Here is a 19,789-nt window from a genome sequence, read left to right as displayed (position 1 = left end):
CTTGAGACTGGGAGCAACTTCACGTGGCATCACTTATCGAAAAACTTCTCCGCACAGGGGACAAAAGGACCCTGCGGCAACTGCGGAACTATGCCGATTCCATCAATGCCCTGGAGAGCTCCTTCCAAACCTTCACGGACGCTGAGCTCCGTGAAGAAACTGACCGTCTGCGCGCACGCCACCAGGACGGCGAAAAACTCGACGATCTGCTGCCCGAGGCCTTCGCGGCCGTCCGCGAGGCCTCGTCCCGCACCCTCGGCCTGCGCCACTTCGACGTCCAGCTCATGGGTGGCGCGGCCCTGCACCTGGGCAACATCGCCGAGATGAAGACCGGTGAAGGCAAGACCCTGGTGGCCACTGCTCCGGCCTACCTCAATGCCCTCACCGGCAAGGGCGTCCACGTCGTCACCGTGAACGATTACCTCGCCGAATACCAGTCTGATCTCATGGGCCGCGTCTACCGCTTCCTCGGCCTGAGCAGCGGCTGCATCCTGTCCAACCAGGACCCGGCCCTGCGCCGCGAGCAGTATGCCGCGGACATCACCTACGGCACCAACAATGAATTCGGCTTCGACTACCTGCGCGACAACATGGCGTGGGACAAGTCCGAGCTCGTCCAGCGCGGCCATCACTTCGCCGTCGTCGACGAAGTGGACTCCATCCTCATCGACGAGGCCCGCACGCCGCTCATCATCTCCGGCCCGGCCCAGGGGGACACCAACCGCTGGTACAGCGAGTTCGCCAAGGTGGTCACGCGCCTGCAGCCCGAGACCGACTACGAGGTCGATGAGAAGAAGCGCACTGTCGGTGTCCTTGAAGCCGGCATTGAAAAGGTAGAGGACTACCTCGGCATCCACAACCTTTACGAGTCCGCCAACACCCCGCTGATCGGCTTCCTGAACAACGCCATCAAAGCCAAGGAACTGTTCAAGCGGGACAAGGACTACGTCATCCTCGACGGCGAGGTGCTGATCGTCGATGAGCACACCGGCCGCATCCTGGCCGGCCGCCGCTACAACGAGGGCATGCACCAGGCCATCGAAGCCAAAGAAGGCGTCGAGATCAAGGCTGAAAACCAGACGCTCGCCACTGTCACGCTGCAGAACTACTTCCGCATGTATGACAAGCTCGCAGGCATGACCGGCACGGCCGAGACCGAGGCCGCCGAGTTCATGAGCACCTACAAGCTCGGCGTCGTGGCAATCCCCACCAACCGCGACATGCAGCGGATCGACCAGCCGGACCTCGTCTACAAGAACGAGACCGTCAAGTTCGACGCCGTCGTCAAGGACATCGCCGAACGCCACGAGAAGGGCCAGCCGGTCCTCGTCGGCACCACCAGCGTCGAGAAGAGCGAATACCTCTCCCGGCTGCTGGCCAAGGAAGGCGTCCGCCACGAGGTCCTGAACGCCAAGAACCACGCCCGGGAAGCCTCCATTGTGGCCCAGGCCGGCCGCAAGGGCGCCGTCACCGTCGCGACCAACATGGCCGGCCGCGGCACCGACATCATGCTCGGCGGCAACGCCGAGTTCACCGCCGTCGCCGAACTGGCCCGCCGGGGCCTGGACCCGGAGGAAAACTCCGAGGAATACGAGGCCGCGTGGCCCGAGGCGTTCGAGTCTGCCAAGCAGGCCGTCAAAGACGAACATGAGGAAGTCCTCAACCTGGGCGGACTCTACGTGCTGGGCACCGAGCGGCATGAATCACGCCGCATCGACAACCAGCTGCGCGGCCGTTCCGGACGCCAGGGCGACCCCGGCGAGTCCCGGTTCTACCTCTCGCTCACCGATGACCTGATGCGCCTGTTCAACTCCGGTGCGGCCGAACGGCTCATGAACAGCTCGGTACCTGACGATGTCGCGCTCGAATCCAAGCTCGTCTCCCGCGCCATCGCCTCGGCCCAAGGCCAGGTGGAGGGCCGCAACGCCGAGCAGCGCAAGAACGTGCTGAAGTACGACGACGTCCTGAACCGCCAGCGCGAGGCAATCTACGGTGACCGGCGCCGTATCCTCGAAGGCGATGACCTGCACGAGAAGGTCCAGTACTTCCTGGAAGACACCATCAACGCCTTCATCGACGCGGCCACGGCCGAGGGCACCGGCGATGACTGGGACTTCAACCTGCTGTGGTCCAATCTCAAGACCCTGTACCCCGTGAGCTTCACGCCGCGCGACGTCATTGACGAGGCCGGCGGCAAGTCCCGCGTCACCGTCGATTTCCTGAGGGAAGAGATCCTCTCCGATGCCCGGCTGGTCTACCAGGCCAGGGAGCAGGCGATTGGCTCGGAAAGCATGCGCGAGCTCGAGCGCCGCGTGGTCCTGTCCGTGATCGGACGGAAGTGGCAGGAACACCTCTACGAGATGGATTACCTCAAGGAGGGCATCGGGCTGCGCGCCATGGCCCAGCGCGACCCCCTGGTGGAGTACCAGCGCGAGGGCTTCATCATGTTCCAGGCCATGATGGAGGCCATCCGCGAGGAGAGCGTCGGCTTCCTGTTCAACCTCGACGTCGAAGTGACGCCGGCGGAGGATGTTGTGGTGGCAGACGCCGCGGGAGAGCACACGGAACACCACGAGCCGCAGATCCACGCTGCCGGGCTCGAGGCCCCGGAGAAGCCCGCCCAGCTGCAGTACACCGCCCCCGGCGAGGACGGTGCTGCCCAGACCCGGATCGAGGCGAAGAGCTCAGGCCGTTCGGGGAACCCGGCAAAGGCCGCTGCGCAGGACATCGGCCGCCGCACAGCGAAGAAGAAGCGGCGCTAGGCACGGGAGCCAGGCTAAGGAAAACGCGGGAGGACCGGAACGATTGTTCCGGTCCTCCCGCGTATCTTCCCTCCTTTCCCTGGCAGGCCGGGTCTGCTTCCCCTCGGGGCCTCCCGGTCCGTGTCCCGCCCCGGCGGGCCTCCTTCCCGCCCCGGCGGGACGCTCAGCCGATCTCCAGCACTGTGACGCGCCACGCCGCCGTGTCGCGTTCCAGCCGCAACGCGACCGCGCGGACCCGCGAGTCCTCAACCACCACAGCGCTGGCCTCGTAGACGTCATCCGATACCCGGCAGGCCCGGACAGACCGGACGGACGGGTTGCGGTGCAGCCGGCCGGCCGTGGGTGAGCTCCCGGAGGCTACCCGCCGGGTCAACGCGGCGCGGTGTTGAAGGGCGGCAAGACAGTGCGGGTCCAGGCGGCGGGAGAGCTGCTGCGCAGGCCTCGTGCCGGCAAGGACTTCGATGGCCGCCTGCACGGTGCTGCGGGAAATCGCGCAGATCTCGCGGCCTTCATCAACCACGTGCAGGGGCTCCGGGGGCGGGGCGGGGTGCACGTCCGGCGCTGCCGTGCCGGACACCACCCGAAGGGCAGGGACGGGTGGGGCTGGGGTCGCCGCGGCTGCGCGGATCCCGGTGACTGGATTCATGACGGTTCCTTTGCTGGTGGCTGATGCTCGATGATCTTTCGGTTCGTGCTGCGTTGGTTGCTCGGCGGGTTGCTACCGGGTGCTACCTTTCCGGCGGGAGGACCAGGACCTGTCCCGGCCGCAGGAAATGCGGATTGGCACCGATCGCCTCGCGGTTGCTCGCATACAGCCGGGGCCACTCCCTGGCGATGTCGGCGTCCGACGCGAACGGCCCGAGCGCAGCCGCGGCGATGCTCCAGAGCGAATCACCGGCGCGGACGGTGACCTCCCGCGCACCGGGGGAGTCGTTCGCGCGCATGTGCCGGGCCGCCAGGGGGCCTGCATCCACGATCGGGCTGCGTGGCTTCCAGCGCGCATCCACCGCGGAGGCGCCGGCCGGGCCCTGCGGCGCAGGCACCGGTCCGGGCACCGGCTCTGGGGTCCGGGCGGCGGATGGCATCCACGCGGCCGACACCGCCGCCGGCGTCGCCGTTGCCAGCTGGGGGGCCTGGCCCGGGCCGGAAGCGTCGTGCGGGGTGGCGGCCGTCGCCAGCGGGGCGGTCAGGAGCTGGAGGCCGACGGCGGCGAGCACCAGCCGGCGCATGAAGGCCGGACTGAACCGGCCCGTGGCCGCGGCCGCACGGGTCTTGCCGAAACAGTCAAGCAGGCCCGCGGCGACCGCGATGGCGAGCGACAGGACCCACCAGGTGATGATGATCAGTCCGGCGGTATTTGCCGCGATCCCCAGCTGGTCCTCGAAAGACAGCGACTGCTGGCGCGCCGAGGCCACGTGCCACCGCTGAACCAGGGAGTTTCCCGTAGTTGCCAGGAAGACCCCCAGCAGCAGGATCACCAAGGCCATGGCGGCGTCTGCCCGAACAGTTTGCCGGGAACGGGGACGCGGTGCTGCTGTTCGGTCCATGGCTGCTGCCTCCAATGGCTAACGGTGGTGTTTGATGTCATTTAATGCTGTTTGATGCAATTAACAGCAGTTTGGTCCGCCAGGGCCATATTTGTCTAGATGCAGTTCGATGCCTGTGGATTGACAGGTGTCTCTGGATTGACCGGTGCCGACGGCGCGCTTACGCTGGCGCAATGCGGTGGGACGCCTTGTTTGACGACATGGAGGCACAGCTGGCGGCGCGCCAGCGGCTGGACTTTGAGGCTGAGGTCGCGGAGCGCGCCTTGGTGGACGCGGCGCAGGTGGAGCTCGCGGACCGGCTCCGCGGTTCCCTGGGACTCAGCATCCGCGTCCAGGTGTCCTCTGGACCGGCGCTCGAGGGGACGCTAAGCCACGCGGGCAGCGAAGCGCTGGTCCTCGATGAGCCCCAACATCAGGTACTCATCCCTTACGCCGCCGCCGTACGGTACGGGGGTCTTTCGCGGCTGGCGGTCCCCGAACCGTCAGCGGTCCGCCGCCGCCTGGGTCTGGCCAGCGCCCTCCGGGGTCTCGCCGGGAACCGGGCGCGCGTGACAATTCTGGCCTCGCACGGGCCGCTGGAGGCAGGGCTTCAAGGCGTCATCGACACCGTTGGCCGGGATTTCCTGGACCTGGCCGTGAACCTGGAGGGCGGGGACCGGCGCCCGGCGAGCACCCGGCAGGTGCTGACCATTCCCTTTGGCGCTCTGGCGGGCATCAGGTCCGCCGGTGCCGCGGGCGGCTAACCGTACTCTGCCGGCAGCTTGCTCAGCTCCCGGCAGATTTCGACTTGGCTTCTTCGATCATGCGGCTGGCTTCGGCGTAGCGCTCCTGGATGTACTGCTCCAGCATCTTCTCCTCGACCCGCCACTGGCCGCGTCCGCCCACCTGGATCGCCTTGAGCTCACCGCTGCGCACGAGTGCGTAGGCGGCCGGGGAGTTGATCTGGAGCTGCTCGGCAACGTCTGCGAGAGTCAGGAAACGGGGCATGTGACTATTTTGCCACCGTTGGGGCCAACTGGTGCCGTTATCCACAGTTTGGCCCTGTTTGTCGTGGGATCTTCCGTGCGGACCATCCGGGCGCAACAATAGGGGAGTCCGGCATCCCGGGAACGGACCATCCCGGCAGCGGACGGCGACGACAGGGGGAGCGGACGCATGAGTGGAAGCGCTGCAGCCGATGGGGCCCGTTTGAAGAAGCCGTCCTGGAAGGACCCGCGGCTCCTCGTCGGAATCCTGCTGGTGCTCTCTTCCGTGGTGGGCGTGGTTTCGCTGGTCGGTGCCGCAGACCAGACCACCGAAGTGTATGCGGCGCGCGAGCCGATCGCCGTCGGCGAGACGCTGACCGTTGACAAGCTGCACCGGGTCAAGGTGCGGCTGGGCGAGGTGGAACAGCACTACCTGACTCCTGAGTCCGGCCTGGAGGCCGGACTCGTGGCTGTGCAAAGGATCGGCAAGGACCAACTGCTGCCGCGCGAAAGCGTCGGGCAGTTCGACGGTCTGGACCGCAAGCCAGTCGCCGTCACCGTCGAAGAAAGCCTTCCCGCCCAAGCTGTGGCGGGTTCCCGGGTGGACGTCTGGGTGGCGTTGCCGGATACCCGAAACGGCTTCAACGAGCCCACCCTGCTTCTGCCCGGCGCCGAAATTGCGCAGATCACTGCGGGCAGCACGGCCCTGGGGTCCTCACGCTCCGTGGTGGTCATGGTGCTCGTCCCGGATGCCCAGATGCCGAAACTGCTGGGAGCGCAGGCCAACAAGGCCAAAATCGCGGTCGTCTGGAACCCCGGCGGTGCCGGACGATGAGCATTCCCGTTGTGACCGTGGGCGACTCCCGCGATGACTTGGTCGGCGGCCTGGAGCGCCTCCACGGCCCCGTGTCCGTTGTCCGGCGGTGCGGCGAGCTGGCCGAACTGCTGGCCGCGTGCCAGAGCGGGCTGGCCCGCGCCGCCGTCGTCGCGACCGGGAGCGAAGAGCTGACGGCCTCGCTGGTGGACCGCCTGTCCGCCGTCGGCGTGGTCGTCATCGCCCTGGCCGATGATTCGGCCGAAACGGCCCGCCTGCGGGCCATCGGCGTCGCAACTGAAGCCAGCGCCGTTGACGCCGCGGCCCTTGCGGCACGGATTTCCGCGGCCGTGGCACAACGCAGCAACGGCGGGGACCGGCCCTCTCCTGATGCGGCCGGCGGCGCGGCCCCGTCCGGCGCTCTCCCGCCGGCAGGCCAGGTGCCGCACGCTTCGGGAGAGGGCGCCGCGGGCGCCCGACGCCCTGCCGGCAGGGGCCGGGTCATTGCGGTCTGGGGCCCTGCCGGCGCGCCGGGCCGGACCCTGGTTGCCGCCAACATCGCCGGTGAGCTGGCCGCCGAAGGGCAATCCGTGCTGCTGGTCGATGCCGACAGCTACGGCGCCAGCGTGGCCGCCCTGCTGGGACTGCTCGATGAGGCAGCCGGGCTGGCCCAGGCCTGCCGGCTGGCAGATCAGGGGCTGCTCGACGCCGATGCCCTGCTTCGGGTCGCCACCACCGTGGTAACCAAATCCGGGACGTTCCGCGTGCTCACCGGAATTACCCGGGCAGACCGGTGGACCGAGCTGCGTGCCGCGGCGCTCACGCTGGTGTTGGAGCGGGCCAGGGAAATCGCGGATGCGACTGTGGTGGATACCGGCTTCTGCCTTGAAGCCGAGGAGGGCCTCAGTTTTGACGCCGGGGCCCCGCGAAGAAACGCTGCCACCCTGAGGAGCCTGGAACTGGCAGACACGGTTTTTGCGATCGGGGCGGCTGACTCCATCGGAGTGCCGAGGCTGGTGCGCGGCCTCGCCGACCTCCAGGCGGCCGTTCCGCACGCATCGCCCCAGGTGGTCATGAACAAAGTCAGGACCGCCGCCGTGGGGCGGTCTCCGGAACGCCAGCTCCGGGCGGCGTGGGAGCGGTACGGCCCGGCGGCCTCCCTCTCGGCGTTCCTGCCCTCAGACCCTGCCGCGAGCGATGCTGCGTTGCTTTCCGGAGCACTTTTGCTCGAATCCGCCCCCGAATCCGAGTTGCGGCGCGCGATCGCCAAATTGGTTTGTGCACCTGCCCAGCGAAACAAGAATTCCTTTGTCTTTTCTTCCACAGCACACCGCCTGGCAAAAGGCTAGTGTCGTCGTAAGGGCCGCAATGAGGCGGCTGTGAACTTCTTTTATGGAGGCGTTTCGATGTCGTCTGGGTCCAGCGTGGAGGATCAACCCGTTTCGATCGGTAGCAGCGAAAGCTACCTCGGGGATTACTACGAGCACCTCGCCGAGGAGGATTTCAGGGCCTATGCCCAGGAAGTCCTGACGGCAAGGGCCGATACCCACCGCCAGGTCGCGGCGACGCGGTTGCCGGGCATCGCGAACATTGCCGTCCGTGATGAGGCCGATTGCAGCGTCGTCTACATTGTCACCGACGACATGCCCTTCCTCGTGGACTCGGTCAACGCCGAGCTGGTCCGCCAGAACGCTCCCATCCACCTCGTGCTGCACCCGCTGTTCGTTGTGACCCGCAACCGCGAGACCGGTGACCTGGTCAAGGTTGCGCGCGTCCCCTCCCATTTGGGCTTCTCCAGCGGGGACACGGCCGCCATGCCGAACATCTCGCACCTGATTGCCCAGGGTGACAACGCCTCGCACATGGAATCCTGGATCGCCGTCGAAATCGACCTCGTCGGCGAAGACAAGCGCGCCGAACTCGTGAAGGGCATCTCCCGGGTGCTCGGCGACGTCCGCGCCGCCGTCGAAGACTGGCCGAAAATGCGCGCGAAGGCTCTGGAAATCTCCGCGGACCTGGACAAGGTGGCCAACAGGGCGCAGATTGCCGAGCTGCGTCAGGCCCAGGACCTGCTCCGCTGGCTCGACGACGGAAACTTCACGTTCCTTGGCTACCGCGAATATGACCTCGTGAATGAATCCGGCGAGGATGTGCTGGAGCTGCGCGAGGAAAGCGGCCTCGGCCTGCTCCGCGCCGGCACCGACAGCCGTCAGGTCCAGCACCTCACGGAGGCCGGCAGGAAGAAGGCGCGCGAGAAGCGCGCCCTCGTCATCACGAAGGCGAACTCGCGCTCCACCGTGCACCGCCCGGCCTACCTGGATTACATCGGCATCAAGAGCTTCGACGCCGCCGGAAACGTCAACGGCGAACGCCGCTTCATCGGCCTGTTTGCCACGACCGCCTACGCCGGTTCCGTCCGTGACATCCCCGTGGTCCGGGAAAAGGTGGCCGCTGTCCTCGACGACGCCGGCTTCCCGCCGGACTCGCACTCGGGCAAGGACCTCCTGGGCATCCTCGAAACGTACCCGCGCGACGAGCTCTTCCAGATCGAAATCCCGGACCTCGCCGCCATCGCGACCGGCATCCAGCGGCTGCAGGAGCGCCGCCGGACGCGCCTGTTCCTTCGCCCCGACATCTACGGGCGGTTCATGTCCGCCGTCGTCTACCTGCCGCGCGACCGCTACACAACGAACGTCCGGCTCCGCATCGAGCAGGAACTGCGTGAGACCTTCAACGCCGTGTCCATCGACTACGAGGCACGGATGACCGAGTCCGCACTGGCCCGGCTCTTCTTCCGGATCCGGCTGCCGAAGGACGCCGACGTCAGCAACGTCAACAGCGACGAGCTGGAAAAGCGCCTGGTACGGGCCGCCCGCTCCTGGGGTGAGGGCATTTCCGAGGTTCTGCGTGCCCGCGCCGGCGCCGGCCTTGGCGAGGGCGATGCCAAGGAACTGGCGGCAGTCTGGGCGGAAGCGTTCCCTCCCAGCTACCGGGTGGACTATGAGATCGAAGACGCGTTGCAGGACATCGATCGCTTTGAAAAGTACGGTGCCGCGTCCGAACGGGCCGGCGAGGCCGTCAAGGAGCAGCCCGGCGTGCATGTGTACCTGCCCGACGGCGCCGGTGCCACCCTGGAAGAGGACGCCCGCGTCAAGCTCTACATGCTGGAACCGAAGAGCCTGAGCCAGATCCTGCCCTATTTCCATAACCTTGGCCTTGAAGTCCTGGACGAACGCCCGTTCGAGATCGAGACCGCGGACCAGCGGGACTTCTTCCTCTACGACCTCGGCCTGAAGTACCCGGCGGGCGTTGACCCCCAGGCCACGGGCCAGCTTCTGGGCGAATCGTTCGGCGCTGCCGTCACGGGTGCCGTGGAGTCCGACAGCTTTGACCGGCTGGTGCTCAGGGAGGGGATGCACTGGCGCCAGGTGGTCGTGCTGCGCGCCTACGCCAAGTACATGCGGCAGATGGGCAACACGAACTCCTTCGAGTTCATCTCCGATACCCTGCTGGGGAACCCGGACGTGACCCGCGCATTGACCGGGCTGTTCGCCGCCCGCTTCGATCCCGCGCTCAGCGACGCCGAACGCCTGTTCCGGCAGGATCAGGTCAGCGCCGAACTCGACGCCGCCATCGAAAACGTCGCCACGCTGGACGCCGACCGGGTGCTGCGCACGTTCGCCAACCTGATCCGGGCAACGCTGCGGACCAACTACTTCCAGAACAAGACACACGTCAGCTTCAAGCTGAGCCCGGCGGCCATTGACGGACTGCCGTTCCCGCGGCCGATGTTCGAGATCTGGGTCTACTCGCCCCGGGTTGAAGGCGTGCACCTGCGCTTCGGCAAGGTGGCCCGCGGAGGCCTTCGCTGGTCGGACCGGCGCGAAGACTTCCGGACCGAAATTCTCGGTCTCGTGAAGGCGCAGACCGTCAAGAACGCCGTCATCGTCCCGACCGGTGCCAAGGGCGGCTTCTACGCCAAGCAGCTCCCGGACCCCGCGACCGACCGCGGCGCCTGGATGGCCGAGGGCATCGAGAGCTACAAGACGTTCATCCGCGGCCTGCTCGACATCACGGACAACCTCATCGTGACGCCCGAGGGCGAAACGGTCCGGCCGCCGGCCGACGTCGTCCGCCACGACGACGACGACTCCTACCTCGTGGTCGCTGCCGACAAGGGCACTGCGTCCTTCTCCGACATCGCCAACGGGCTGGCCGCCGAATACGGCTTCTGGCTCGGCGATGCGTTCGCCTCCGGCGGTTCGGTCGGCTATGACCACAAGGCCATGGGCATCACCGCCCGCGGCGCCTGGGAATCGGTCAAGCGCCACTTCAGCGAGCTGGATCTCGACACCCAGTCGGAGCCTTTCACCGTGGTGGGCGTCGGCGACATGTCCGGCGACGTGTTCGGCAACGGCATGCTGCTCTCCAAGCACATCCGCCTCCTGGCCGCCTTCGACCACCGGCACATCTTCCTGGACCCCACTCCGGACGAGGCAGCCTCCTACGCGGAGCGCCAGCGGCTCTTCGAACTGCCCCGGTCCTCGTGGGATGACTACAACAGGGCGCTCATTAGCGAAGGCGGCGGCGTCTTTGCCCGGCAGGCCAAGGTGATCCCGGTGTCCCCGCAGGTGCGTGCGGCCCTTGGACTCCCCGACGGCACCACGGAGCTGAGCCCGCCGGAACTCCTGCGCGCGATCCTGCTGGCCCCGGCTGACCTCCTCTACAACGGCGGCATCGGCACGTACGTCAAGGCGAGCACGGAATCCAACGCCGAGGTCGGCGACAAGGCCAACGACTCCATCCGCGTCGACGGCCGCGACCTGCGCGTCAAGGTGGTCGGGGAAGGCGGAAACCTGGGGATGACCCAGCGCGGACGCATCGAGGCGGCGCTCCAGGGCGTCATCCTCAACACCGACGCGATCGACAACTCCGCCGGCGTCGACTGCTCCGACCACGAGGTCAACATCAAGATCTTCGTGGACCGGATGGTCGCGGCAGGCAAGCTGGAGAGTGCGGAACGGGCGTCCTTCCTGTCCTCGATGACCGAGGAGGTCGGCCGGCTGGTGCTCGAGGACAACATCGACCAGAACATCCTGCTCCTGAACGATCGGATGCGGGTTTCCGAATGGAGCCCCAGCTACGAACGGCTCATGGACTGGCTGGAAAAGTCGGCTGACCTCAAGCGGGACCTGGAGGCCCTGCCCACCACGGCCTCGCTGCGCGAGCGGCTGGAGCAGGGACAGGGGCTGACCTCTCCGGAGCTGTCGGTCCTCGCCGCCTACGCCAAGATCGAACTTGCCAGCGCCCTGCGCGACAGCGACCTCGCCGATGATCCGTGGTTCCGCTCAACGCTGCGGGCCTACTTCCCGAAGCAGTTGCGGGAGAGGTTCGACGCCGAACTGGACACCCACCCGCTGCGCCGCGAAATCATCGCCACCGTCGTGGCCAACGACATGATCAACCTCGGCGGCATTACCTTCGCATTCCGCGCCATTGAGGAAACGTCGGCCACGGAAGCGGCCGTCGCCAAGGCGTTCGTGGCCCTCCGCGAGGTCTATGAGCTGAACATCATGGTCGCGGAACTCAACGAACTGCCGGCGTCGTTCCCGACCGAACACTGGAGCAACGTCCACCTGGACATCCGGCGGCTCCTGGACCGCGCGGTCCGGTGGCTCCTGGGCCAGGGCGGCACGTCGCGTCCCATCGCCGATATCGTGGGCGAATTCAAGCCGCTGATGGATCCGATGCGGGCCCGGCTCCTGGATTATCTCCGGGGCGATGACCGTGCCCGCGTGGCCGAGTGGCTGGAGAAGGCGCGCAGCTGGGACCTTCCCGAGGACCTGGCCCACCGCTGGGCGGAACTGTTCGAGAGCTTCGTGCTCCTGGACATCGCCAAGATCGTCCACGTCAGTCCGGAACCCGTGGCCGAGATTGCCCACGTGTACTACACGGTGTTCAACCGCTTCCATGCGGACTCACTCCTCGAACGCATCACCAAGCTGCCGAGGGAGGACCGCTGGCAGGCGCTGGCCCGTGCGGCGCTGCGCGACGACCTCTACTCCACCATTTCGGATATGACGACGGCGGTGCTGGAGAGCACTCCCGCCGGGGCTCCCGCGGAGGAACGGCTCACGGCGTGGGAAGGCCAGAATGTCGAGCAGCTCGGCCGGGCGAAGTCCATGTTCGATGAGGTCAATGCACTCGAAGCCGATGACATGGCCTCGCTGTCGGTAGCATTGAGGCTCTTGAGGTCAATCGTCCGACGCTAGGGGGCTGCCGTCCCCGGCGTCGCAAATGGAGGTGCTGTGGCAATCTTTACGGACCCTATCAGGGAGCATGCTGATTTTGGGCCGGGGGACGCCGAATGGCTGCATCTCCTGGTCGGCGACTGGCAGATGGTCGCCGACCTCGCGTTCGCCGACCTCGCGCTGTGGTTTCCGCATCCTGAGTTCGGCTACGTGGCTCTCGCCCACGTCCGCCCCTCCACCACGCACACGGTGTTCCACGCCGACTTCGTGGGGGAGGGGATCAGGTCGGACCTGCAGCCGCTGGTCGACAAAGCGTGGGAGAGCCGCGCGATCGAGCGCTCCAACGAGACCAACTGGAGCAGCGACATGGCCCTGCGGGTCGAGGCGGTCCCGATGGTCCGCAACGGCCGCACCCTGGCCATCGTGACGTCCCACATGGACCTTTCCAGTTCACGGATGCCCTCGCGGCTCGAGCTCACCTACCGGCAATGCGCCTACGATCTGCTGCGCATGGGAACCCTGGGCCTGTGGCCGGACTTCGCATCGCCGACAGGCTCGCGCCGCGGCGCTCCCCGCGTTGGTGACGGCCTGATCAGGCTCGACGCCGAGGGGATCGTGCAGTACGCCAGCCCCAACGGGGTCTCCGCGTTCCGCCGCCTCGGCGACGGCGAGTCCCTCGAGGGCCGGTCCCTCGCCGAAGTGACCGCCGGGCTCCTGAAGGACCGGCGCCTGGTCGATGAAACACTGCCGCTCGTCGTCACCGGACGGATGCCCTGGCGCAGTGAAATCGAGTCCCGCGGCGTGAGCCTGTCGCTGCGGGCGATCCCGCTGCGCGACGAGCAGCAGCGGTTCGGCGCCCTGGTCCTTTGCCGCGATGTCTCGGAGCTGCGCCGCCGGGAGATGGAACTCGTCACCAAGGACGCCACCATCCGCGAAATCCACCACCGGGTGAAGAACAACCTGCAAACCGTTGCTGCGCTCTTGCGGATGCAGTCGCGGCGCATGGTCAGCGACGAGGCCAAACAGGGGCTGGAACAGGCCATGCGGCGGGTAGCCACCATTGCCCTGGTGCATGAGACGCTCTCCCAGGGCCTGACCCAGAGCGTCGATTTTGACGAACTCATCGGCCGCCAGTTCCGCCTTTCGGCCGAGGTTGCCTCGCCGTCGCAGCAGGTCAAGACACAGCGTTCCGGGCTCTTCGGGGACCTGCCGAGCGACTTCGCCACCCCGCTTGCCCTCGTCATCAACGAGCTGGTCACGAACGCCGTCGAGCACGGGCTGGAGGGCAGGACCGGTACCGTCTGGCTGCTTGCCGACCGTTCGGAGACCGAGGACGGGGACGAACTGCTCACCGTGACCGTGGAGGACGACGGCGTCGGGCTGCCCGAAACGCCGTACGTCGAAGGCCTTGGCCTGCAGATCGTCCGCACGCTCGTCATGAGCGAACTGGGCGGCACGATCCAATGGCAGGCCAGGGACGGCGGGGGAACAGCCGTCCAGATTGTCCTGAGCCTGACATCACACTGACCAGCCGGGCGCCGGGGGCTGATGCTCCCGCGGCCCTGGGCTTCCGGGTAGGCGGCTCGCCGCGTCGTTAGGTAGCGTCAGTTGGTAGCGGTTTAAACGGACAATGGCCGCGGACCTCTCGGTCCGCGGCCATTGCTGCAGAGGTGGTGCGTAGCTGCCGGCGCTCCGGCAGCGGGATCAGGAAGCGCGCCGGGCGCGTGCGGCGCGGCGCTTCAGGGCGCGGCGCTCGTCCTCGCTCATGCCGCCCCAGACTCCGGCGTCCTGGCCGGACTCCAAGGCCCACTGCAGGCAGGTATCCACAACGGGGCAGCGCCGGCAGACGCTTTTCGCTTCCTCGATCTGCAGGAGGGCAGGGCCCGTGTTTCCAACGGGGAAGAACAGCTCCGGGTCCTTGTCAAGGCAGGCTGCGCGGTTACGCCAATCCATGCTGATCAGTCACTCCATTCCTGGGAACGCGTTAAATGCCTCTTGTGAAATTATTCACTAGAGGCTCCATAAGAAAAGGGCCCATTGGGGCCCCCTCGGTCATCTGGATTAAGCGTGTCATGTTAACGCTGTGTAAACAAGGGGTAATAGAGGTCCAAATGCCTCGAGACCGTGAGCGATGCATCACATTCAGTGGCGGCGTCCTCACATCTAGACGACTATGTCCGGTAGTGTGCCAGTGTGTCAAGGCCCCCTGTGAACCCTGAAAATCCCAGCGAAAATGCCGGTGAAGATCCCCGCGAAAATGCCAGCAGCAATCCCGGGCAAGAACCGCTTCGAAATACTGCCGAAGGTCATGCCGGAGCCGCAGCGCGGCCAAAGGCAATCGTTGTCATCGCCGTCGTCGTCGCGCTAGAGGCTGCAGCGCTGCTCCTGGCGGCCGCCTGGTACGGCACCCAGCTCCTGACCGGAGCGCCGGTTCTTTCCTTCTGGGGCGCCATCTTCACGCTGTGCCTCCTGCTGGCGTTTTCCGTCTGGCTCTTCGCCGTGGCACGCTTCCTGCTGCGAGGCTTCCGTTGGCCGCGGGCCGGTGCCCTCGTAGCCCAGCTCTTCGTGCTGACCATTGGCTTCCCGACGCTGACGGGCGGCTATCCGCTGGCCGGACTGGCCATGCTGGTCCCGGCAGTGATCACGATTGTGCTCCTTTTCGACAAACGCGTCATCGCTTTCGCCTCGCGGGCAGCCGGAGCCCCGCCCGCCCTGTGACCGCCTGTCCCGTGACGGCCCGACCTGTCATGGACTGTCCCTAGCGGCCCGCTGCCTGGGGGTGCCCCGTCACGGACCGTCCCGTGCGGCCTGCTGCCCGGGGGATGGCCGGGGCGGGGCGCCTGCAGGCCGGAGCGCGGCCAGCTGGACGGGCGTTGCGCGGCCGTCGGAAATGACGACGGCGCGTCCCGGCGGCGGATTCTGCTCCGGTTCGAACCGGACGCCGAAGGGCTCGCTGTCCATGAGCCCCCGCGGGCGCACCAAGACTGCCCGCCCCTGGCTCCGCGCGACGGCAGCCAAGGGCACCCGTTGGCCAAACGCCGGACCTGATTCCGCCGCCAGGATGACCCTCCAACCCAGGCTGTTCAGCGCCGCCAGACTGCTGTTGACCTCGTGCGAGAGCAGGTCAGCGTCATCTGCGAGCGCTATCGCTGTCCGGTCCAGGGTGCCCGCCATAGCGCTGGCGTGGGCCTCGGACCAGTAGCGGCCGGGATCGGTCCCCGCCCGCGGCGCCAGCCAGACGCCGGCCGGGTTCAGTGCCGGGAGCGCAGCCAGCAGCGTGCTCTTCCCCGAGGCTGGGCCGCCGAGGACCGCAAGGACGCCACCGGGCGGCAATCGGACTTCATGCGGCCGGAGTTCGTCGCCGCCGACCCCGACCAGCACCGCGGCCGGTGGGACCGGGTCCTGCGCCGTTCCCGGAATGGCCGTGGGCATGGCCGCGGGCGGCGGAATTCTGTGACCCGGCCCGGCGCCGCCGGACTGGGCCAGAACCTCTTCCACGGTCACCAACGAGGGCAGGGCATCGACCCGGAAAGGCCGCGTGGAGACGGCGCCATTCAGGGGGAAGAACCCTTCCGCGATCCTTGCTTCGAACAACTGGGCCGCGTGACCGGACACCAAAGAGGCCGGCACGAAGGTACCGTACACGGCCACGCGGCCGGGGACCGGCTCCAGGGCCGGAAGCCGCGGCCACGCAAGGCGGCCCTCTTCGGTGGACCCTGCGGGAAAGAAGATCCGGTTTGGCAGCCCGGCGAAGAACCTGGCCGTGACGAGCTCGCGCTCGCCGGAGACCATGACTGTGACTCCGGCTCTGGAGCCGTCCCGCACGATGTCATGGACGAGGTCTTCGGCCCAGGCCAGCGGCCCCGAGCGAAATGCCGAAACCCAGGCGCCCCAGCCGCTCAGGACCAGCACGAGTCGAGGCCGCGAGCCGGCCGGGGGCGCACTGAGCCGCGATATGACTTCCTGGGCAACCCGCTGCAGCACCCGGGCAGCCCGGCGAAGTTCATGCAGGCCAGCCAGCGCGCCGACCCGGGGTGCCGCCGCCACGGCGGCACGGAAGGTACCGGCGGCGTCCAGGATGTACAGGTGCGATTCCACGCTGGCGCCCAGAAGCTGATCCACGGCTAGGGCCAAGGCCGCGTCGCCGGCGCCGGAGCCGGCGGAGATGAGGCCCAGATGCCCGTGCTGAGCTGGACTCCAGCTCAGCACGGTGACTCGTTGGAGTTCCGGTAGGTCCACCCGGCCCAGCCGGACCAGGTCCCGGCTCGTGGCCCCTGGCTCCGGTGAATCCTGCGCAGCCCGGGCGCTGGACGGGTCAAGCGGCCCAAGCGGCCCAAGCGGCCCAAGCGGCCCGACGGGCCCGGGGCCGTCGGCGACCCCGGGGGCCGGGTACGCCAACAGCGCCGGCAGGGGGTCAGCCACGGGCCGGCGTGGCGGCAGGCCGCCGAGATCCCGCCACAGGCCCACAACGTTGTCGACCAGGCGGTCCATGGGGTTGTGAATGGGCGGCGCCGCCCCCTGCGCAGGCGTTGGGATCCCGCCGCCGGAGTGATCTCCGGGGCTGGAGGATCCGTCGGCCGGAAGGCCCGCCGGCGATTGCGTCCGGGACCGTGCCAGATCTTCCGCGACCGTGCGCACCGTGACCCCTCCATGCGTTCGTGCACCGGTCGCGGGCGTCAGGGTGGCCGTCTGGAACTCCTCCGGGGCCTGCGTGCCGCGGATCAGGAACGCACGTCCCGGATGTGCGATGGGGATGGCGGCCGCGAGGCCGGAGCCCATGACGTCGAAGGACTCGAGGCCCGATTGGACCCGAAGGGCAATGCACGTGGTGACGTTGGCCCGGATGTCGGCGTTCAGTGCCCCCTGCGGGCGCTGAGTGGCCATGACCAGATGGATCCCCAGGGACCGGCCGATCGCGGCAATCCTCATGAGTTCGGTGAGCGCACCGGGCGCCTCGTCCACCAGGATCCTGAACTCGTCAACGATGATGACCAGATAGGGAACAGGCGGGCCGGCCGCCGGTGACGACTCGTAAGCGGAGAGATCCGCGGCGTGCACCCCGGAGAGCAGTTCCTCCCGGCGCCGCACCTCGGCCCGCAGCGAAACGAGCGTGCGCTCCACTTCCGCGGCGCCCAGGTCCGTCAGTATGCCGACGCAGTGCGGGAGGCCGGTCAGAGGGCCCAGGCCTGAGCCGCCTTTGAAGTCTATGAAGAGCAGGTTGACGCGGTCCGGGGGATAGCTGGCGGCCAGACCGACGGCAAGAGTCCGCAGAAACTCCGATTTCCCGGAACCCGTAGTCCCGGCGACGAGGAAGTGCGGACCGTCTGCCTTCAGGTCGATGAGCACGGTCCCGGAGCTCCCCACGCCGACCGGGACTCCCAGCCCGGACGCCTGTATGTCGGTCGGCCCGGACGCTTGTCCGGTCCGGGACCAGCGCCGGGAGATTTCCGGCCCCGCGAGCGGAAGCAGGTCAGCCAGGCTGCAGTGGTGCGGGATGGCCGGCAGGGGAACCGGAGTTCGTCCTGCGGCGTTGAAAGCGCGGCAAAAGCGGTCAAAGACCTCCGGCGGCACCAAATCCGGGACGAAGTCCAGGGGCGGGGTCCCCGCCGTGATCAGGGAACCGTGCAGGCCGAGGACGATGCCGGGGTGTTCTTCGGGGTGTTGCCTTCGCGAACACTCAATCACCCTCCACCCATGCGCCATGGCCAGTGACCGGAACGCCGGTCCTGAACTGCTAAATCCCGCACTGCCCGGTCCTGCGCTGCCCGCCTCCTGGCTGCCGTCGGCCCTCGGCTGCTCGGGTGTGTCCCAGAGGAAGAGAATCCCCCGGTCAAATCCCTCGCAGGGACCGGCGGTCAGGAGTGCGACGGTGGTGGCCTCATCCGCGGAGAGGGTGACGCCGGGCAGGAAGCGCGCCGCCAACGGCACGGCATCCGCCGGACCGTGCAGGAGCAGGCACGTGCCGCCAGCCAGGGGATAGGCGGCCAGTTGCAGGATGAAAGAGCGCACCAGCGCGGCCGCCACGGGCCCGGGGCCATGGATGGTCACCGCCGCCGCCGGGTTCAGGGTCAGGGGCACCTGGCCAAGCGACGGCGGCAGGAAGCCGGATTGGGGCGGCTCCAATCGGATGTTCGCCGTCTGCTCCGCCAGCCCGAGACGCAGCCAGATGTCCGGAGCGTCCCGCCGAGGTTCACTTGCCCGCTTTGTTTGCCCCGCTGCGGAACCGATGACGAGATCCGCCGCGGAGGGGCCGGCCTGCCGGCGCCGTTCCCTGTCCTGCAGCACTGCCGCCGCCACGGCTGCCTGGAGCTCGCGGCGTTGGCGGCGGCCCGACAAGACGGGGACGAGGACGGACACGGCGGACACTGCGGTGAAGGCCAAGAACATCCACATGCCGGTGAGGATCGCCAGGCCGACGCCGACCAGGAGGGGCAGCACGGCGGTGAGCGCCACGGTGGCCCGGTGGCTTGGGGCGGGGGTGCCCCGGACGACCAGGGGCTCGGCAACGCTGGAGCCGGCAGCCGCCGTCGGGGAGTCCACTGCAGCGGTCGGTACGACCGGCGGCCCGAGCCGGAGCGACATCGTGGAGTCGCCGCAGCGGATCAAGGAAAGCGTGGTCACCGGCGCCGACCGCACCTTGCGGCCGTCCACTCTGGTTCCGTTGGCGCTGCCAACGTCCGCGATCGTGACGTCCCAGTCCGAGACGTCCAGGCGGGCGTGTTCCCGCGAGAGTGCGGGATCCGGAATCACGATCTCCGTCCCCGTGCGTCCGATCCGGAACCGGCCCCGCCGCAAGGCAACGAGAGTCCCCGCAGCGGGGCCGCTGTGCACAGCGAGCAGCAGCGTCGCAGTTTCCGAGTGCCCCGGCCCGGAGCGGACGGTTGGGCCGGCACCACCAGCCAGACCCGCGCCTCTTGCCAGACCGGCACCACCAACCAGACACGCACCATCAGCCAGCACGGCAGCATCAACCAGCACAGCGCCATGGACCAGGGGAGCCACACCAACCGTCATTGCGGCGACCGGTGCTCCCCGGACGAACAGCTCGCCGGTCCCGTATCGCCGGGCGATGGCAGCCTCCAAGTCCGCACCCGGGCACGGGCCGGGCACCTCGACGGCCAGCTCAACAAGCGGGCCGTCCGGCGCCGGACGTGACGTCACTGCGCTTCCCAAAACGGTGCTTGGCAAGACAGTGCTTGTCAGGACAGTGCTTGTCAGGACAGTGCTTGCCAGGACAGTGCTTGCCAGGACAGTGCCTGGCGCGAGCGCGGGCTGCATGAGCGTGCACGGTACGAGAGTGCAGTGGAAGATCATCCGGGCGTCCTTTCCGTCCATGGCGGCCCGGCTTCCACGTTAGGGACGCAGGGACCCGGGTGCGCCCGGAAAATTGGCCCATGTGGATAAACGCGAAGGGAGGCGCGGACGCCGCCCCGGCGGCTGAGTCACCGGC

13 protein-coding genes are annotated in these 19,789 nt (G+C 67.8%); 8 read left to right on the top strand and 5 right to left on the bottom strand.

Annotation, left to right across the window (positions count from 1 at the left end):
* Positions 1 to 23 precede the first annotated feature (23 nt).
* Positions 24 to 2,762, top strand: a complete 2,739-nt coding sequence (gene secA / locus LDO15_RS15455) for a preprotein translocase subunit SecA (RefSeq protein WP_223979942.1) — start codon at positions 24 to 26, stop codon at positions 2,760 to 2,762.
* A 163-nt stretch (positions 2,763 to 2,925) separates the two neighbouring features.
* On the opposite strand, the gene LDO15_RS15450 is transcribed toward secA, so the two are convergent.
* Both LDO15_RS15450 and LDO15_RS15445 read right to left on the bottom strand, forming a co-directional pair.
* Positions 2,926 to 3,408 (bottom strand): Rv3235 family protein, encoded by a 483-nt coding sequence (locus tag LDO15_RS15450; protein WP_223979941.1) that lies wholly within the window; start codon positions 3,406 to 3,408, stop codon positions 2,926 to 2,928.
* A gap of 82 nt (positions 3,409 to 3,490) precedes the next feature.
* Positions 3,491 to 4,309 (bottom strand): LysM domain-containing protein, encoded by an 819-nt coding sequence (locus LDO15_RS15445; protein ID WP_223979940.1) that lies wholly within the window; start codon positions 4,307 to 4,309, stop codon positions 3,491 to 3,493.
* Between the two features lie 173 nt (positions 4,310 to 4,482).
* On the opposite strand from LDO15_RS15445, the gene LDO15_RS15440 reads away from it, so the two are divergent.
* Positions 4,483 to 5,052, top strand: a complete 570-nt coding sequence (locus tag LDO15_RS15440; protein WP_223979939.1) for a hypothetical protein — start codon at positions 4,483 to 4,485, stop codon at positions 5,050 to 5,052.
* A 22-nt stretch (positions 5,053 to 5,074) separates the two neighbouring features.
* Here the strand turns inward: LDO15_RS15440 and LDO15_RS15435 are convergent, their stop codons facing one another.
* Entirely contained in the window at positions 5,075 to 5,296 is a 222-nt protein-coding gene (locus LDO15_RS15435) for a helix-turn-helix domain-containing protein (protein WP_090583666.1), read from the bottom strand.
* A 168-nt stretch (positions 5,297 to 5,464) separates the two neighbouring features.
* Between LDO15_RS15435 and LDO15_RS15430 the strand changes: the two genes are divergently transcribed.
* Genes LDO15_RS15430 through LDO15_RS15415 form a run of 4 tightly spaced genes read left to right on the top strand, consistent with a single transcriptional unit; the run spans position 5,465 to position 13,866 of the window.
* Entirely contained in the window at positions 5,465 to 6,109 is a 645-nt protein-coding gene (locus tag LDO15_RS15430; RefSeq protein WP_223979938.1) for a hypothetical protein, read from the top strand.
* Positions 6,106 to 7,437 (top strand): P-loop NTPase, encoded by a 1,332-nt coding sequence (locus LDO15_RS15425; RefSeq protein WP_223979937.1) that lies wholly within the window; start codon positions 6,106 to 6,108, stop codon positions 7,435 to 7,437. Before LDO15_RS15430 ends, LDO15_RS15425 begins: the two co-directional genes overlap by 4 nt.
* A gap of 57 nt (positions 7,438 to 7,494) precedes the next feature.
* Entirely contained in the window at positions 7,495 to 12,360 is a 4,866-nt protein-coding gene (locus LDO15_RS15420; protein ID WP_223979935.1) for an NAD-glutamate dehydrogenase, read from the top strand.
* A gap of 36 nt (positions 12,361 to 12,396) precedes the next feature.
* Positions 12,397 to 13,866, top strand: a complete 1,470-nt coding sequence (locus LDO15_RS15415) for a PAS domain-containing sensor histidine kinase (protein WP_223979933.1) — start codon at positions 12,397 to 12,399, stop codon at positions 13,864 to 13,866.
* 177 nt (positions 13,867 to 14,043) lie between these two features.
* On the opposite strand, the gene LDO15_RS15410 is transcribed toward LDO15_RS15415, so the two are convergent.
* Positions 14,044 to 14,292 carry a WhiB family transcriptional regulator gene (locus LDO15_RS15410; protein ID WP_003804966.1) on the bottom strand — a complete coding sequence of 83 codons (249 nt, stop codon included), beginning with the start codon at positions 14,290 to 14,292 and terminating at the stop codon, positions 14,044 to 14,046.
* A gap of 255 nt (positions 14,293 to 14,547) precedes the next feature.
* Between LDO15_RS15410 and LDO15_RS15405 the strand changes: the two genes are divergently transcribed.
* Complete coding sequence (locus LDO15_RS15405; RefSeq protein WP_346655963.1) at positions 14,548 to 15,057, top strand: hypothetical protein; 510 nt, start codon at positions 14,548 to 14,550, stop codon at positions 15,055 to 15,057.
* 69 nt (positions 15,058 to 15,126) lie between these two features.
* Here LDO15_RS15405 and LDO15_RS23395 read toward each other — a convergent pair whose 3' ends face one another.
* A complete protein-coding gene (locus LDO15_RS23395) occupies positions 15,127 to 19,170 on the bottom strand; it encodes an FtsK/SpoIIIE domain-containing protein (RefSeq protein WP_263428204.1) in 4,044 nt (1,347 codons plus the stop codon).
* 27 nt (positions 19,171 to 19,197) lie between these two features.
* On the opposite strand from LDO15_RS23395, the gene LDO15_RS15395 reads away from it, so the two are divergent.
* Positions 19,198 to 19,494: a hypothetical protein gene (locus LDO15_RS15395; RefSeq protein WP_223979931.1), complete on the top strand. Its 297-nt coding sequence runs from the start codon at positions 19,198 to 19,200 to the stop codon at positions 19,492 to 19,494.
* Positions 19,495 to 19,789: the final 295 nt, after the last annotated feature.

It is taken from the genome of Arthrobacter sp. NicSoilB8, from assembly GCF_019977355.1.
GTDB lineage: Bacteria > Actinomycetota > Actinomycetes > Actinomycetales > Micrococcaceae > Arthrobacter.
This window is presented reverse-complemented; position numbering and strand designations above follow the sequence as displayed.

Coding starts and splice junctions, on each gene's coding strand:
- LDO15_RS15450 (WP_223979941.1), bottom strand. CDS start 3,408: ATGAATCCAGTCACCGGGATCCGCGCAGCCGCGGCGACCCCAGCCCCA.
- LDO15_RS15445 (WP_223979940.1), bottom strand. CDS start 4,309: ATGGACCGAACAGCAGCACCGCGTCCCCGTTCCCGGCAAACTGTTCGG.
- LDO15_RS15440 (WP_223979939.1), top strand. CDS start 4,483: ATGCGGTGGGACGCCTTGTTTGACGACATGGAGGCACAGCTGGCGGCG.
- LDO15_RS15435 (WP_090583666.1), bottom strand. CDS start 5,296: ATGCCCCGTTTCCTGACTCTCGCAGACGTTGCCGAGCAGCTCCAGATC.
- LDO15_RS15430 (WP_223979938.1), top strand. CDS start 5,465: ATGAGTGGAAGCGCTGCAGCCGATGGGGCCCGTTTGAAGAAGCCGTCC.
- LDO15_RS15425 (WP_223979937.1), top strand. CDS start 6,106: ATGAGCATTCCCGTTGTGACCGTGGGCGACTCCCGCGATGACTTGGTC.
- LDO15_RS15420 (WP_223979935.1), top strand. CDS start 7,495: ATGTCGTCTGGGTCCAGCGTGGAGGATCAACCCGTTTCGATCGGTAGC.
- LDO15_RS15410 (WP_003804966.1), bottom strand. CDS start 14,292: ATGGATTGGCGTAACCGCGCAGCCTGCCTTGACAAGGACCCGGAGCTG.